At 70.0% G+C, this 15,037-nt stretch carries 13 protein-coding genes; 11 read left to right on the top strand and 2 right to left on the bottom strand.

Going from position 1 to position 15,037, the window contains the following annotated elements:
* Positions 1-50 precede the first annotated feature (50 nt).
* The 5 genes from yajC (at position 51) to AC07C1_RS21250 (ending at position 6,994) form a co-directional block, all read left to right on the top strand.
* Positions 51-584, top strand: coding sequence for a preprotein translocase subunit YajC (gene yajC / locus AC07C1_RS21270; protein WP_478941111.1), 534 nt, complete (start codon positions 51-53; stop codon positions 582-584).
* Positions 585-724: 140 nt separating this feature from the next.
* The gene (gene secD, locus AC07C1_RS21265) at positions 725-2,500 is read left to right on the top strand and encodes a protein translocase subunit SecD (protein ID WP_478941316.1); all 1,776 of its coding nucleotides are present in this window, start codon (positions 725-727) and stop codon (positions 2,498-2,500) included.
* Between the two features lie 3 nt (positions 2,501-2,503).
* Entirely contained in the window at positions 2,504-3,613 is a 1,110-nt protein-coding gene (secF, locus tag AC07C1_RS21260) for a protein translocase subunit SecF (RefSeq protein ID WP_478941109.1), read from the top strand.
* The gene (locus tag AC07C1_RS21255) at positions 3,610-4,158 is read left to right on the top strand and encodes an adenine phosphoribosyltransferase (protein ID WP_478941107.1); all 549 of its coding nucleotides are present in this window, start codon (positions 3,610-3,612) and stop codon (positions 4,156-4,158) included. The genes secF and AC07C1_RS21255 overlap by 4 nt, the downstream gene beginning before the upstream one ends.
* 256 nt (positions 4,159-4,414) lie before the next feature.
* On the top strand, positions 4,415-6,994 hold the full coding sequence (locus AC07C1_RS21250) for a RelA/SpoT family protein (protein WP_478941105.1): 2,580 nt from the start codon (positions 4,415-4,417) through the stop codon (positions 6,992-6,994).
* 170 nt (positions 6,995-7,164) lie between these two features.
* Here the strand turns inward: AC07C1_RS21250 and AC07C1_RS21245 are convergent, their stop codons facing one another.
* Together AC07C1_RS21245 and AC07C1_RS21240 are read right to left on the bottom strand one after the other, a co-directional pair.
* Complete coding sequence (locus AC07C1_RS21245; RefSeq protein ID WP_478941103.1) at positions 7,165-8,394, bottom strand: DUF349 domain-containing protein; 1,230 nt, start codon at positions 8,392-8,394, stop codon at positions 7,165-7,167.
* Positions 8,395-8,549: 155 nt separating this feature from the next.
* Positions 8,550-9,380, bottom strand: a complete 831-nt coding sequence (locus tag AC07C1_RS21240; protein ID WP_478941101.1) for a peptidylprolyl isomerase — start codon at positions 9,378-9,380, stop codon at positions 8,550-8,552.
* Positions 9,381-9,550: 170 nt separating this feature from the next.
* Between AC07C1_RS21240 and AC07C1_RS21235 the strand changes: the two genes are divergently transcribed.
* The 6 genes from AC07C1_RS21235 (at position 9,551) to rpsD (ending at position 15,034) form a co-directional block, all read left to right on the top strand.
* Positions 9,551-10,258 carry an MBL fold metallo-hydrolase gene (locus tag AC07C1_RS21235; protein WP_478941099.1) on the top strand — a complete coding sequence of 236 codons (708 nt, stop codon included), beginning with the start codon at positions 9,551-9,553 and terminating at the stop codon, positions 10,256-10,258.
* Positions 10,259-10,271: 13 nt separating this feature from the next.
* Positions 10,272-11,534: a histidine--tRNA ligase gene (hisS, locus tag AC07C1_RS21230; RefSeq protein WP_478941097.1), complete on the top strand. Its 1,263-nt coding sequence runs from the start codon at positions 10,272-10,274 to the stop codon at positions 11,532-11,534.
* Between the two features lie 115 nt (positions 11,535-11,649).
* Positions 11,650-11,877, top strand: a complete 228-nt coding sequence (locus AC07C1_RS21225) for a hypothetical protein (RefSeq protein ID WP_478941096.1) — start codon at positions 11,650-11,652, stop codon at positions 11,875-11,877.
* A 165-nt stretch (positions 11,878-12,042) separates the two neighbouring features.
* The gene (locus AC07C1_RS21220) at positions 12,043-12,699 is read left to right on the top strand and encodes a vitamin K epoxide reductase family protein (RefSeq protein WP_478941094.1); all 657 of its coding nucleotides are present in this window, start codon (positions 12,043-12,045) and stop codon (positions 12,697-12,699) included.
* Positions 12,700-12,759: 60 nt separating this feature from the next.
* Positions 12,760-14,115 carry a replication-associated recombination protein A gene (locus AC07C1_RS21215; RefSeq protein ID WP_478941092.1) on the top strand — a complete coding sequence of 452 codons (1,356 nt, stop codon included), beginning with the start codon at positions 12,760-12,762 and terminating at the stop codon, positions 14,113-14,115.
* A 304-nt stretch (positions 14,116-14,419) separates the two neighbouring features.
* Positions 14,420-15,034, top strand: coding sequence for a 30S ribosomal protein S4 (gene rpsD, locus AC07C1_RS21210; RefSeq protein ID WP_301975067.1), 615 nt, complete (start codon positions 14,420-14,422; stop codon positions 15,032-15,034).
* Positions 15,035-15,037 lie beyond the last annotated feature (3 nt).

The following is a 15,037-nucleotide window of genomic DNA, read 5'->3' as shown; positions in this document are numbered from 1 at the left end:
CCCATCCAAGGCCGCTCTCCGTCGCGGTCGCGCGAAGGAAACCCCGTCCCGTGAACACCTTTACCCTTCTCCCCTTCATCGTGCTCATCGCGGCCATGTTCCTGATGACGCGTTCGGCCAAGAAGAAGCAGCACCAGGCCGCCCAGATGCGCAACGAGATGCAGCCTGGCTCCGGCGTCCGCACGATCGGGGGGATGTACGCGACGGTCAAGGAGGTCAATGAGGACACCGTCCTCCTCGACGCCGCGCCGGGCGTCGATCTCCTCTTCGCCAAGAACTCCATCGGCGCCGTGCTCACCGACGACGAGTACAACCGCATCGTGCACGGCATCGAGCACGACCTGAAGTCCGACGCCGACGTCGTCCCGGACGACGCCTCCTCCCTCACCGAGACCGACGAGACCGACGGGCCCGCCGCTGCCGCCGCCTCCGACGACAAGATCGACCTCGGTAAGCAGGACGCCGCCGAGCGCGGGACCGACGCGATCCAGGCCGCAGAGGACAAGGCCGACGCGGCCGAGGCCGCCAAGGCCAAGGCGGAGGACGAGCCGAAGAAGACCGACGGCGACTCCGACGCGAAGTAGTCGCGCCCCGGGGTGTGCGGCGGCGGCATGATGACGCCCCGCACCCCGGGCGCGTCTGTTCCCGCACGGGAGCCCGACACCATGTCATGGCCGACCGCACCCGACCGGGCGCGGGACGGCCCGAGAGGGAGTACGAGAAGGTGGCAGCACCTAAGAGGGGCCGAAGCGCGAGCGCCCAGAGCAAGCCAGGGCGCTCGCTGGCTCTCATCCTGATCGCCATCGTGGCGATGACCGGAGGGATGTTCGCCTCCGGGCACACCACTCCGCGTCTCGGCATCGACCTCGCCGGTGGTACGAGCATCACGCTCAAGGCGAAGGCCGACCAGGGGGCCGCGATCAACAAGGCCAACATGGACACCGCGGTCGACATCATGAACCGCCGTGTCAACGGCCTGGGCGTCTCCGAGGCGGAGGTGCAGACCCAGGGGACCGACAACATCATCGTCAACATCCCCAAGGGCACCAACTCCAAGGAGGCCCAGCAGCAGGTCGGCACCACCGCCAAGCTGTACTTCCGCCCGGTCCTGGCCAGCGAGCCCAGCGGCGCCGCCACGCCGAGCCCCTCGCCGAGCGCCTCCTCCAGCGGCAGCCCCTCGCCGAGCCCGTCGGCGAGCGCCTCCGCCAAGCAGAAGGCGTCCTCCCCCGGCTCCGCGTCCCCCACGGCCACGGCGACCTCCCAGGGCCGCGCCGTCAGCGACGCGCTGAAGGCCGACTCGACCCCCTCGCCGAGCGGCTCCGCCTCCGGCAGCTCCAAGCCGTCGGCCACGCCCTCGGCCTCCTCCGGCAGCGGCGCGGACACCGCCAAGCTCCAGGCCCGCTACGCGGCCCTGGACTGCAGCAAGGCCGCCGACCGCGCCAACGCCGGCAAGAAGGCCAAGCCCAGTGAGCCCACCGTGGCCTGCGGCGAGATCGACAAGGTCTGGTACAAGTTCGTGCTCGGCCCGGCCGCCGTGGACGGCACCGAGGTGAAGAAGGCGCAGGCCGTCTTCGACACCCAGGGCGCCTCCGGCTGGCAGGTCCAGATGAAGTTCACCTCCACCGGGGCCAAGAAGTTCGCGGACATCACCGGCGAGCTGGCCAAGAACCAGCGGCCGCAGAACGAGTTCGGCATCGTCCTCGACGGCGAGGTCGTCTCCAGCCCCTTCGTGCAGCAGGCCATCACCGGCGGCCAGGCGGAGATCTCCGGCAGCTTCAAGCAGGAGGAGGCCCAGAGCCTCGCCAACATGCTGTCGTACGGCGCCCTGCCGCTCTCCTTCCAGGAGCAGTCGGTCACCACCGTCACCGCCGCGCTCGGCGGTGAGCAGCTGCACGCCGGTCTGCTCGCCGGCGCGATCGGCCTCGCCCTGGTCGTGATCTACCTGGTCGCCTACTACCGCGGTCTGTCGATCGTGGCCATGGCCTCGCTGCTGGTCTCGGCGATGCTCACCTACGTGATCATGGCGCTGCTCGGCCCGGCCATCGGCTTCGCGCTGAACCTGCCGGCCGTCTGCGGAGCCATCGTCGCCATCGGTATCACCGCGGACTCGTTCATCGTGTACTTCGAACGCATCCGGGACGAGATCCGCGAGGGCCGCACACTGCGCCCCGCCGTTGAGCGGGCCTGGCCGCGCGCCCGGCGCACCATCCTGGTCTCCGACTTCGTGTCGTTCCTCGCCGCCGCGGTGCTGTTCATCGTCACCGTCGGCAAGGTGCAGGGCTTCGCCTTCACGCTGGGCCTGACCACCCTGCTCGACGTGGTCGTCGTCTTCCTCTTCACCAAGCCGCTGATGACGCTCCTCGCGCGCCGCAAGTTCTTCGCCGACGGCCACAAGTGGTCCGGCCTCGACCCGAAGAGCCTGGGCGCCAAGCCTGCGCTGCGCCGCACCCGCCGTCCCGCCGGCCCTGCCTCCGGCCCCGTCGACCCCAAGGAGGCCTGAGCGATGTCGAAACTCGGCAACCTCGGCGCCCGGCTCCACCGCGGCGAGATCAGCTACGACTTCATCGGCAAGCGCAAGATCTGGTACGGCATCTCGATCCTGATCACCATCACGGCCATCGTCGGCCTGGCGGTGCGCGGCCTGAACATGGGCATCGAGTTCCAGGGCGGCGCGGTCTTCACGACGCCCACCAAGATGAGCACCTCGGTGGCCAAGGCGGAGGAGTACGCCCACGACGCCTCCGGCCACGAGGCGATCGTGCAGAAGCTGGGCAACGGCAGCCTGCGCATCCAGATCGCCGGCATCGAGACCGACCAGTCCGACAGGATCAAGCAGGAGCTGGCCAAGGACCTGAACCTCGACCCCGAGAAGCTCGCCGCCGACCTGGTCGGCCCGAGCTGGGGCGAGCAGATCGCCAACAAGGCCTGGGAGGGCCTGGCGATCTTCATGGTCCTCGTCGTCATCTACCTGGCGATCGCCTTCGAGTGGCGCATGGCCATCGCCGCGCTGGTCGCGCTGATCCACGACATCACCATCACGACCGGTATCTACGCCCTGGTCGGCTTCGAGGTCACGCCCGGTACGGTCATCGGTCTGCTGACCATCCTCGGCTACTCGCTCTACGACACGGTCGTCGTCTTCGACAGCCTCAAGGAGCAGACGAAAGACATCACGAAGCAGACCCGCTTCACCTACAGCGACATCGCCAACCGGTCGATCAACGGCACGCTGGTCCGCTCGATCAACACCACGGTCGTCGCCCTGCTGCCGGTCGCCGGTCTGCTGTTCATCGGTGGCGGCTTCCTCGGGGCCGGCACGCTGAACGACATCTCGCTGTCGCTGTTCGTCGGCCTCGCGGCCGGTGCGTACTCCTCGATCTTCATCGCCACACCGCTCGTGGCCGATCTCAAGGAGCGCGAGCCGGCGATGAAGGCCCTCACCAGGCGGGTGCTTGCCAAGCGGGCCCAGGCGACCACGGAGGAGGACCTCATGGCGGACCGCTCCGCCGGCGGTGACGACTCCGACGACGCCGCTCCCGCCGTCGTGGGCCCGCGCAACCAGCCCGCTTCCCGCACCCGGGGCCGCGGCCGACCCTCGGGGAAGCGCCGATGACCGACCTCGCGGACCTCTCGGAGCTGCTGCTCAGCCGCATCCGTGACGTCGCCGACTACCCGGAGCCGGGCGTGATGTTCAAGGACATCACCCCGCTCCTGGCGGACCCTGCCGCGTTCAAGGCCCTCACCGACACCCTGGCCGGGATCGCCGCGAGCACCGGCGCGACCAAGGTCGTCGGACTGGAGGCCCGGGGCTTCATCCTCGGCGCCCCGGTGGCTGTCCGCGCGGGCCTGGGCTTCATCCCGGTCCGCAAGGCGGGCAAGCTGCCCGGCGCCACCCTGAGGCAGGCGTACGACCTCGAGTACGGCTCCGCCGAGATCGAGGTGCACGCCGAGGACCTGGCCCCCGGCGACCGCGTCCTGATCGTGGACGACGTCCTGGCCACCGGCGGCACCGCAGAGGCCGCGGTCCACCTCATCCAGCGCGCCGGGGCCGAGGTCTGCGGTGTCGCGATGCTGATGGAACTGGGTTTCCTGGGCGGCCGCGCCCGACTGGAGCCCGCCCTCGGCGGGGCACCGGTGGAGTCCCTGCTCCAGGTCTGAACACGGCACTGAGCACGGCACGAGGCAGCCGTCGGCGTACCGAGCGATCTCGGCTTCGCCGACGGCCGCTTCGTTTCCACCCCCCGCCCCCGCTCGGAACATCCGAGATCCACCTCCGGAATCCCGTGGGGCCCTCCCGCGTTTCAGGGGTACACGGTCCTCACATCCGCCTGAAGGCGATGACTAGGCGCAGGATCGCTACCATGGGGTCTCCGGAGCCTGACCGGGGGACCCGGATCGCGCACGAGGAGTCCTCTTGCCAGACGAGGCCCAGCCACTGACCGCCGCCAAGCCCGAGCCCGCCTCGGCGCCCGCGGCCAAGCCCGCGCCGAACCCGTCGCACGCGACGAACGCGAAGAACGACACCCGCGGGACGGTCGAGCACGCCCAGTCCGGGCCCGTCGAGAAGAGCGCCGACGCCGCGCGGCCCAAGCCGGCCCCCACTGCCGACTCCGCTCGCCCGGGGGGCTCCCCGTCGTCCGAGCGCCCGGCGCAGCCGCCCGTGGTGCGCCAGCCCACCGCCCAGCCGGCCCGCAGCGGCTCCTCCAACCGCGTCCGCGCCCGCCTCGCCCGCCTCGGTGTCCAGCGAGCGAACCCGTACAACCCGGTCCTGGAGCCGTTGCTCCGCATAGTCCGCAGTAACGACCCCAAGATCGAGAACGCCACGCTGCGCCAGATCGAGCGCGCCTACCAGGTCGCCGAGCGCTGGCACCGCGGCCAGAAGCGCAAGAGCGGCGACCCGTACATCACGCATCCGCTCGCCGTCACCACCATCCTCGCCGAGCTGGGCATGGACCCGGCCACCCTCATGGCGGGACTGCTGCACGACACCGTCGAGGACACCGAGTACGGCCTGGACGACCTGCGCCGCGACTTCGGCGACGTCGTCGCCCTGCTCGTCGACGGCGTGACCAAGCTGGACAAGGTCAAGTTCGGCGAGGCCGCGCAGGCCGAGACGGTGCGCAAGATGGTCGTCGCCATGGCCAAGGACCCCCGTGTCCTGGTCATCAAGCTCGCCGACCGCCTGCACAACATGCGCACCATGCGCTACCTCAAGCGCGAGAAGCAGGAGAAGAAGGCGCGCGAGACCCTCGAGATCTACGCGCCCCTCGCCCACCGCCTGGGCATGAACACCATCAAGTGGGAACTGGAGGACCTCGCCTTCGCGATCCTCTACCCCAAGATGTACGACGAGATCGTACGGCTGGTGGCCGAACGGGCGCCGAAGCGTGACGAGTACCTGGCCATAGTGACCGACGAGGTCCAGGCCGACCTGCGCGCCGCCCGTATCAAGGCGACCGTCACCGGCCGCCCGAAGCACTACTACAGCGTCTACCAGAAGATGATCGTGCGAGGCCGTGACTTCGCCGAGATCTACGACCTGGTGGGCATCCGTGTCCTCGTCGACACGGTCCGCGACTGCTACGCCGCCCTCGGCACGGTGCACGCGCGATGGAACCCGGTCCCCGGCCGGTTCAAGGACTACATCGCGATGCCCAAGTTCAACATGTACCAGTCGCTGCACACGACGGTCATCGGGCCCAACGGCAAGCCGGTCGAGCTGCAGATCCGCACCTTCGACATGCACCGCCGCGCCGAGTACGGCATCGCCGCGCACTGGAAGTACAAGCAGGAGGCCGTCGCCGGCGCCTCCAAGGTGCGGTCCGACGCGCCCCGCAGCACCGGCAAGGACGACCACCTCAACGACATGGCGTGGCTGCGACAGCTGCTGGACTGGCAGAAGGAGACCGAGGACCCGGGCGAGTTCCTGGAGTCCCTGCGCTTCGACCTGTCGCGCAACGAGGTCTTCGTCTTCACGCCGAAGGGCGACGTCATCGCCCTCCCGGCCGGCGCCACCCCGGTCGACTTCTCCTACGCCGTGCACACCGAGGTGGGCCACCGCACGATAGGGGCCCGCGTCAACGGCCGCCTCGTACCGCTCGAGTCCACCCTGGACAACGGCGACCTGGTCGAGGTCTTCACCTCCAAGGCGGCCGGCGCCGGGCCCTCCCGCGACTGGCTCGGCTTCGTCAAGTCGCCGCGGGCGCGCAACAAGATCCGGGCCTGGTTCTCCAAGGAGCGCCGGGACGAGGCGATCGAGCACGGCAAGGACGCCATCGTGCGGGCCATGCGCAAGCAGAACCTGCCGATCCAGCGCATCCTGACCGGCGACTCGCTCGTCACGCTCGCGCACGAGATGCGCTACTCGGACATCTCCGCGCTGTACGCGGCGATCGGCGAGGGCCATGTCTCCGCACCGAACATCGTGCAGAAGCTGGTCCAGGCCCTCGGGGGCGAGGAGGCGGCCACCGAGGAGATCGACGAGACGGTCCCGCCGTCGCGCAGCCGGAGCCGCAAGCGGCGCTCCAGCGCCGACCCCGGTGTCGTCGTCAAGGGCGTCGACGACGTCTGGGTGAAGCTGGCCCGGTGCTGTACGCCCGTACCCGGCGACCCGATCATCGGCTTCGTCACGCGCGGCAGCGGCGTATCGGTGCACCGCAGCGACTGCGTCAACGTCGATTCACTGTCCCGCGAGCCGGAGCGCATGCTCGACGTGGAATGGGCGCCCACCCAGTCCTCGGTCTTCCTGGTCGCCATCCAGGTCGAGGCGCTGGACCGCTCCCGGCTGCTGTCGGACGTCACGCGCGTCCTGTCCGACCAGCACGTCAACATCCTCTCGGCGGCCGTCCAGACCTCCCGCGACCGGGTGGCCACCTCCCGGTTCACCTTCGAGATGGGCGACCCCAAGCACCTCGGCCACGTCCTGAAGGCCGTCCGGGGCGTCGAGGGCGTGTACGACGTCTACCGCGTGACATCGGGTCGCAGCCGGTCGTAGAAGTGTCCGGAACGGGGGCGGACGGCTCGCGTTCCAGGAGCAGCAGCCCGGGGACGCGGGGGGTGATCCGGTCTCCGTGGAACCGGCCCGGCTGAAACGACCGGGCGGCCCGGGGTGGGAGCACCACCGGGCCGCCGCGATCGGGACGGAGAGGTTCGCAGGACGGCCGGTCAGCCGCCGAACTCGTGCAGGCCCTTCAGAGCCTGGTCCAGCAGCGCCTGGCGGCCCTCCAGCTCACGCTCCAGCTTGTCGGCCTTGCCGTTGTTGCCCTGGGCGCGCGCCTGCTCGATCTGCGCGTTCAGCCTGTCCACGGCGGCCTGCAGCTGACCGGTCAGACCCTCGGCACGCGCGCGTGCCTCCGGGTTCGTCCGGCGCCACTCGGCCTCCTCGGCCTCCTGGATCGCCCGCTCGACGGTGTGCATCCGGCCCTCGACCTTGGGACGCGCGTCCCGCGGGACGTGGCCGATGGCCTCCCAGCGCTCGTTGATCGAGCGGAAGGCGGCCCGGGCGCCCTTCAGATCCGTGATCGGCAGGAGCTTCTCGGCCTCCTCGGCCAGCTCCTCCTTCAGCTTGAGGTTCTCCGACTGCTCCGCGTCCCGCTCGGCGAACACCGAGCTACGGGCGGCGAAGAACACGTCCTGGGCGCCGCGGAAGCGGTTCCACAGGTCGTCCTCGTGCTCGCGCTGGGCACGGCCCGCGGCCTTCCAGTCCGCCATCAGCTCGCGGTAGCGGGCCGCCGTCGGACCCCAGTCCGTCGAGCCGGACAGCGCCTCGGCCTCGGCCACCAGCCGCTCCTTCGTCCGGCGGGCCTCCTCGCGCTGCGCGTCCAGCTGCGCGAAGTGCGCCTTGCGGCGCTTGGAGAACGCCGACCGGGCGTGCGAGAAGCGGTGCCACAGCTCGTCGTCGGACTTGCGGTCCAGACGCGGCAGCCCCTTCCAGGTGTCCACCAGCGCCCGCAGCCGCTCACCGGCGGCCCGCCACTGGTCGGACTGGGCCAGCTCCTCCGCCTCGGCGACCAGCGCCTCCTTGGACTTGCGGGCCTCGTCGGACTGCTTGGCCCGCTGCTGCTTGCGCTCCTCGCGACGCGCCTCGACGGTCTCCACGAGCTTGTCCAGCCGCCCCCGCAGCGCCTCCAGGTCGCCGACCGCGTGGTGCGCGTCCACCTGCTCGCGCAGATGGCCGATCGCGGTCTGGGCGTCCTTCGCCGACAGGTCGGTGGTCTTTACCCGCTTCTCGAGGAGGCCGATCTCGACAACCAGGCCCTCGTACTTGCGCTCGAAGTAGGCAAGCGCCTCCTCAGGGGAGCCGGCCGCCCAGGAACCGACGACCTGCTCGCCGTCGGCCGTACGCACGTACACGGTCCCCGTCTCGTCGACGCGGCCCCACGGGTCGCTGCTCACAGCGCCTCCTCCACATGATGCCTGCGGGGGGCCTCAGCACCCCCGGGCATCGTCCACAGTTTCGTCACGGCCAACATAGGCGACCAGCGGGTTGCGTGTCCGCATCCAGCGCGACCGAAATTCCGCAGTTGGCCGTTCTCGGATTTCCGACTACATCAGGACTTGGTGACGGTCGCCTTGTCGATGACGACAGTCGCGTTCGGAGCGGTGTTGCCGGTCGTCGGATCGGCGGCCTGGGCTCCGGCCGCCGCGATCTTCCCGAGCACCTTCATACCGGCCTCCGACACCGTTCCGAACGGCGTGTAACTGGGCGGCAGCGGGCTGTCCTTGTACACCAGGAAGAACTGGCTGCCTCCGGTGTGCTTCTGTCCCGTGTTCGCCATCGCGACCGTGCCCGCCGGGTACGTGTTGCCCTTGAGGCTCTTGTCCTTCAGGTTCTCGTCCGGGATCGTGTAGCCGGGGCCGCCGCTGCCCGTGGCCGTCGGGTCGCCGCACTGGAGCACGAAGATCTGGTCGGCGGTGAGCCGGTGGCACTTCGTGTGGTCGAAGTACCCCTTGCCGGCAAGGAAGTCGAACGAGTTCACCGTGTGCGGGGCCGCCGACGCCTTCAACGCGATGTCGACATCACCGCACGTCGTCGCCAGCTTCATCGTGTACTTCGCCGACGTGTCGATCGTCATCGCCGGCTCCTTCTTCCAGCTCAGCTTCTTCACCGAGCCGGCCGCGGGCTTCGCGCACGGGTCCGGAGCCTTGCTGGTGGGCGTGGCGCTGGGCGTGGTCTCCGCGCTCGCGTTCGCCTTCTTCTCGTCGTCCTTGAGCACCCCCGTCGTGTACAGCGCGACACTGCCGATCACGACCACGCCGAGTACCGACGCGATCACGGAGTTGCGCAGGCGGGCCTTGCGCCGTGCCTGGGTGCGCCGCTGCTGCTGCCGCAAGAACTTCTCCCGGGCGAGCTGACGCCGCCGCTGCTCCTGGCTGACCACCGGGTTGTCTCCTCATGCGTGTCGTGTGTCGGGCGGAACGCGTACGTCATCGTGAGCCGACCGCTGCGTGTAGCCCCGTACCGTATATGGGTTCGCTGAGGAAACGGCAGCGCCGGTAGGCTCTGACCGCAGCTGGAAGCCGCCTGTAATCGACACAACGAAGGACGATCGTGCTCATTGCCGGGTTCCCCGCCGGGGCCTGGGGGACGAACTGTTATCTCGTCGCCCCCGCCGCCGGTGAGGAGTGCGTGATCATCGACCCCGGCCTCCAGGCCACCGAAGGCGTCGAGGAAGCACTGAAGAAGCATCGGCTCAAGCCCGTCGCCGTCGTCCTCACCCACGGCCACATCGACCACGTGGCCTCGGTCGTCCCGGTCTGCGGGGCACACGACGTACCGGCCTGGATCCACCCCGGGGACCGGTACATGCTGAGCGACCCCGAGAAGGCGCTCGGCCGGTCCATCGGGATGCCCCTGATGGGCGAGCTGACCGTGGGCGAGCCGGACGACGTCAAGGAGCTGACCGACGGCGCCACGCTGGAGCTGGCCGGCCTCACGTTCTCCGTCGCGCACGCGCCGGGCCATACCAAGGGGTCGGTGACCTTCCGGATGCCCGAGACGACCGACATCCCGTCGGTGTTCTTCTCCGGGGATCTGCTGTTCGCCGGCTCCATCGGACGTACCGACCTGCCGGGCGGGTCCATGGCGGACATGCTCGAGTCGCTGGCCCGCGTGTGCCTGCCGCTCGACGACTCCACCGTGGTGCTGTCCGGCCACGGCCCCCAGACGACCATCGGCCAGGAGCGCGCCACCAATTCCTATCTGCGGCAGGTGGCGGCCGGCCAGGGAGCCTCCGAGGCTCCCCGACGAGGAATGTGACGAGAGAGCTTCCGTGAGCACCTTCAAGGCCCCCAAGGGCACCTACGACCTGATTCCGCCGGACTCCGCCAAGTACCTGGCGGTCCGCGAGGCGATCGCGGCCCCGCTGCGCAACTCCGGCTACGGCTACGTCGAGACTCCCGGCTTCGAGAACGTCGAGCTGTTCGCGCGCGGTGTCGGTGAGTCCACCGACATCGTGACCAAGGAGATGTACGCCTTCGAGACCAAGGGCGGCGACCAGCTGGCCCTGCGCCCCGAGGGCACCGCGTCCGTGCTGCGCGCGGCCCTGGAGGCCAACCTGCACAAGGCGGGCAACCTCCCGGTCAAGCTCTGGTACTCCGGCTCGTACTACCGCTACGAGCGCCCCCAGAAGGGCCGTTACCGGCACTTCTCCCAGGTCGGCGCCGAGGCGATCGGCGCGGAGGACCCGGCGCTGGACGCCGAGCTGATCATCCTGGCCGACCAGGCGTATCGCTCGCTGGGCCTGCGCGACTTCCGCATCCTGCTGAACAGCCTGGGCGACAAGGAGTGCCGGCCGGTGTACCGGGCCGCGCTCCAGGACTTCCTGCGCGGCCTGGACCTGGACGAGGACACGCTGCGCCGCGCGGAGATCAACCCCCTGCGCGTCCTCGACGACAAGCGCGAGTCGGTGCAGAAGCAGCTCACGGGTGCCCCGCTGCTCCGTGACTACCTCTGCGACGCCTGCAAGGCGTATCACGAGGAGGTCCGCGAGCTGATCACGGCGGCGGGTGTGGCCTTCGAGGACGACCCGAAGCTGGTGCGCGGCCTGGACTACTACACCCGCACCACCTTCGAGTTCGTGCACGACGGCCTGGGCTCCCAGTCCGCGGTGGGCGGCGGCGGCCGCTACGACGGCCTGTCCGAGATGATCGGCGGCCCCGCGCTGCCGTCCGTCGGCTGGGCCCTCGGCGTCGACCGCACGGTGCTGGCGCTGGAGGCCGAGGGCGTCGAGCTGGGCATCCCGGCCGCGACCAGCGTCTTCGCGGTCCCGCTCGGCGAGGAGGCCCGGCGCGTGCTGTTCGCGAAGGTCACCGAGCTGCGCAAGGTGGGCATCGCGGCGGACTTCTCCTACGGCGCCAAGGGCCTGAAGGGCGCCATGAAGAACGCCAACCGCAGTGGCGCCCGCTACACGGTCGTCGCCGGCGAGCGGGACCTCGCCGAGGGCGTCGTCCAGCTCAAGGACATGGAGTCCGGCGAGCAGACGGCGATCGGCGTGAACGAGATCGTGGCGGAGCTGGAGTCCCGGCTCGGCTAGCGCGGAGCCACCCGAAGGGCGCCGGGTCTTCCCGGCGCCCTTCGCGCTGCTCAGGCAACGTCTGGCGGACCGTCAACCCGGCGGGAGCGGATTCGTCCTGCCGGGCGATGCCCACATGAGACCTCCACGCGCGCGTGCCCGTCGCCTGGCCGGCGCCGAGGACCGGGGCCTTGCGCGCGTGCCGGGACCGGTCGCCCTGGAGGATCTCCACCGTGCCGCTCTTCCCGGCGCCATCGGCCCCGAGCGGGCCGAACCCCTCATCGCGCCGGGTGCCGAGGACGAGCCCGTCCACCGCGGTCACGTCTCCGTACCGCCCGCGCGGCCCCCGGATGTCCACCGCTAGTTCGTTCGCGTGTGCTGCCATGCCCTCCGAGGAACGGCCCGGAACCGAACGGTCCGTGACCGCCGTGCGTACCTCCTTGTGTCCCGCGAACGGTCGACACACATGTCCGTGCGGCACAATGGCCCTGCCCGAAGATGGTCCACTCTCAAGTGACGGATCGGCGTGATGAGCAAGACGACAGTCAAGGACGTCTCCACGGAGCCCGGGCCCGAGCGTGCCGCCGACGCCCCCCGCGCGGTGGGCGGCAGCCGTGCCTTCGCCATCCTGCTGGTGATCACCGGCGCGGCCGGACTGCTCGCCGCCTGGGTCATCACGATCGACAAGTTCAAGATCCTCGAGGCCAAGGTCGCGGGCAAGACCTTCACCCCCGGCTGCAGCCTCAACCCGGTCGTCTCCTGCGGCAGCGTCATGGAGAGCAAGCAGGCCGCCGCGTTCGGCTTCCCGAACCCGATGCTCGGACTGGTCTGCTACGGCATCGTCATCTGCGTCGGCATGAGCCTGCTGGCCCGCGCCCGCTTCCCCCGCTGGTACTGGCTGACGTTCAACTTCGGCACCCTGTTCGGCGTGGCCTTCTGCACCTGGCTGCAGTTCCAGTCCCTATACCGGATCAACGCGCTGTGCCTGTGGTGCTCGCTGGCCTGGGTCGCCACGATCACCATGTTCTGGTACGTCACCTCCTTCAACGTCCGCAACGGCTTCCTGCCGGCCCCGCGCCCGCTGAAGTCCTTCTTCGGCGAGTTCACCTGGGTGCTGCCGGTCCTGCACGTCGGCATCATCGGCATGCTGGTGCTGACCCGCTGGTGGGACTTCTGGACCAGCTGACAGCAGGGCCCCGCTGACCGCCGGGACCGGAATGTCAGTGCGGTGTTCTAGGGTTTCACCGTGGAACCCGACCTCTTCACCGCCGCAGCGGAAGAACGCCAGGAGAAGGACCCGGCGGCCAGTCCCCTGGCGGTGCGGATGCGCCCGCGCACGCTCGACGAGGTCGTGGGCCAGCAGCATCTGCTGAAGCCCGGCTCGCCCCTGCGCCGGCTGGTGGGCGAGGGCGACGGCGGGCCCGCCGGACCCTCCTCGGTGATCCTCTGGGGCCCGCCCGGCACCGGCAAGACGACCCTCGCGTACGTCGTCTCCAAGGCCACGGACAAGCGGTTCGTGGAGCTGTCCGCGATCACCGCGGGCGTCAAGGAGGTCCGCGCGGTCATCGACGGCGCCCGCCGCGCCACCGGCGGCTTCGGCAAGGAGACCGTCCTCTTCCTGGACGAGATCCACCGCTTCAGCAAGGCCCAGCAGGACTCCCTCCTCCCGGCCGTCGAGAACCGCTGGGTGACCCTGATCGCGGCCACCACGGAGAACCCGTACTTCTCGGTGATCTCCCCGCTGCTCTCCCGCTCCCTCCTGCTCACCCTCGAACCGCTCACCGACGACGACATCCGGGGCCTGCTGAGACGGGCGCTGAGCGACGAGCGCGGCCTGAGGGGCGCCGTCGGCCTACCCGAGGACACCGAGGACCACCTGCTGCGGATCGCCGGCGGCGACGCCCGCCGGGCCCTGACCGCCCTGGAGGCCGCCGCCGGGTCCGCCCTGGACCAGGGCGAGGCCGAGATCAGCCTCCGGACGCTGGAGCAGACCGTCGACCGGGCCGCGGTGAAGTACGACCGCGACGGCGACCAGCACTACGACGTCGCCAGCGCGCTCATCAAGTCCATCCGCGGCTCCGACGTCGACGCGGCCCTGCACTACCTGGCCCGCATGATCGAGGCGGGCGAGGACCCCCGGTTCATCGCCCGCCGCCTGATGATCTCCGCCAGCGAGGACATCGGCCTGGCCGACCCGAACGCCCTGCCGACCGCGGTCGCCGCCGCCCAGGCCGTCGCCATGATCGGTTTCCCGGAGGCCGCGCTCACCCTCAGCCACGCGACCATTGCCCTGGCCCTCGCCCCCAAGTCCAACTCCGCGACCACCGCGATCGGCGCCGCGATGCAGGACGTGCGCAAGGGCCTGGCCGGCCCGGTCCCGCCCCACCTGCGCGACGGCCACTACAAGGGCGCCGCCAAGCTCGGCCACGCGCAGGGGTATGTGTACCCGCACGACCTGGCCGAGGGCATCGCCGAACAGCAGTACGCCCCGGACGCCCTCAAGGACCGCGAGTACTACACGCCGACCCGGCACGGCGCCGAGGCCCGGTATGCCGACGCGGTCGAATGGACCCGCAAGCACCTCGGTCGCAAGCGCACCTGAGCACCCTGTAGAATGCTCCGAAGTGCTGAGTCCCGTGCTGTCAGAGCGGGACAACCAGCCGGAGACCCGGTCCTCACGGACTGACTCCAGGAGCGTCGCGCACCGTCGAACGGTGTCGCGGGCAGCCCACCACCACCCGAGGTTCCGGGAACGGTCGGTGGGCCACTCGCGTGCTGCACGTATGTGCCCAGACCAGGGAAGCGGCTGCCCGGAAGGTCCCTCGCGGACCCGACGGGTTTTCCCGGCTGCGGATGCGACCTCTCTCCACCTGACAAGCCGGAAATCACGAAAAGAGACAGAGACAGTGGCGAACCAGTCCCGCCCCAAGGTCAAGAAGTCGCGTGCCCTCGGTATCGCGCTGACCCCGAAGGCCGTCAAGTACTTCGAGGCCCGCCCCTACCCGCCGGGTGAGCACGGCCGCGGCCGCAAGCAGAACTCGGACTACAAGGTCCGTCTGCTCGAGAAGCAGCGTCTGCGCGCGCAGTACGACGTGTCCGAGCGCCAGCTCGTCCGCGCCTACGAGCGTGCCTCCAAGGTCCAGGGCAAGACCGGTGAGGCCCTGATCATCGAGCTCGAGCGCCGTCTCGACGCGCTGGTCCTGCGTTCGGGCATCGCCCGCACGATCTACCAGGCCCGCCAGATGGTCGTCCACGGCCACATCCAGGTCAACGGCCAGAAGGTCGACAAGCCGTCCTTCCGTGTCCGTCCGGACGACGTCGTGCAGGTCCGCGACCGCTCCAAGGACAAGACGCTCTTCCAGATCGCCCGCGAGGGTGGCTTCGCCCCCGACGGTGAGACCCCGCGCTACCTGCAGGTGAACCTCCGCGCCCTGGCCTTCCGCCTGGACCGCGAGCCGAACCGCAAGGAGATCCCGGTGATCTGCGACGAGCAGCTCGTCGTCGAGTACTACGCCCGCTGATCC

It is taken from the genome of Streptomyces sp. NPDC045022, assembly GCF_056432605.1.
This window is presented reverse-complemented; position numbering and strand designations above follow the sequence as displayed.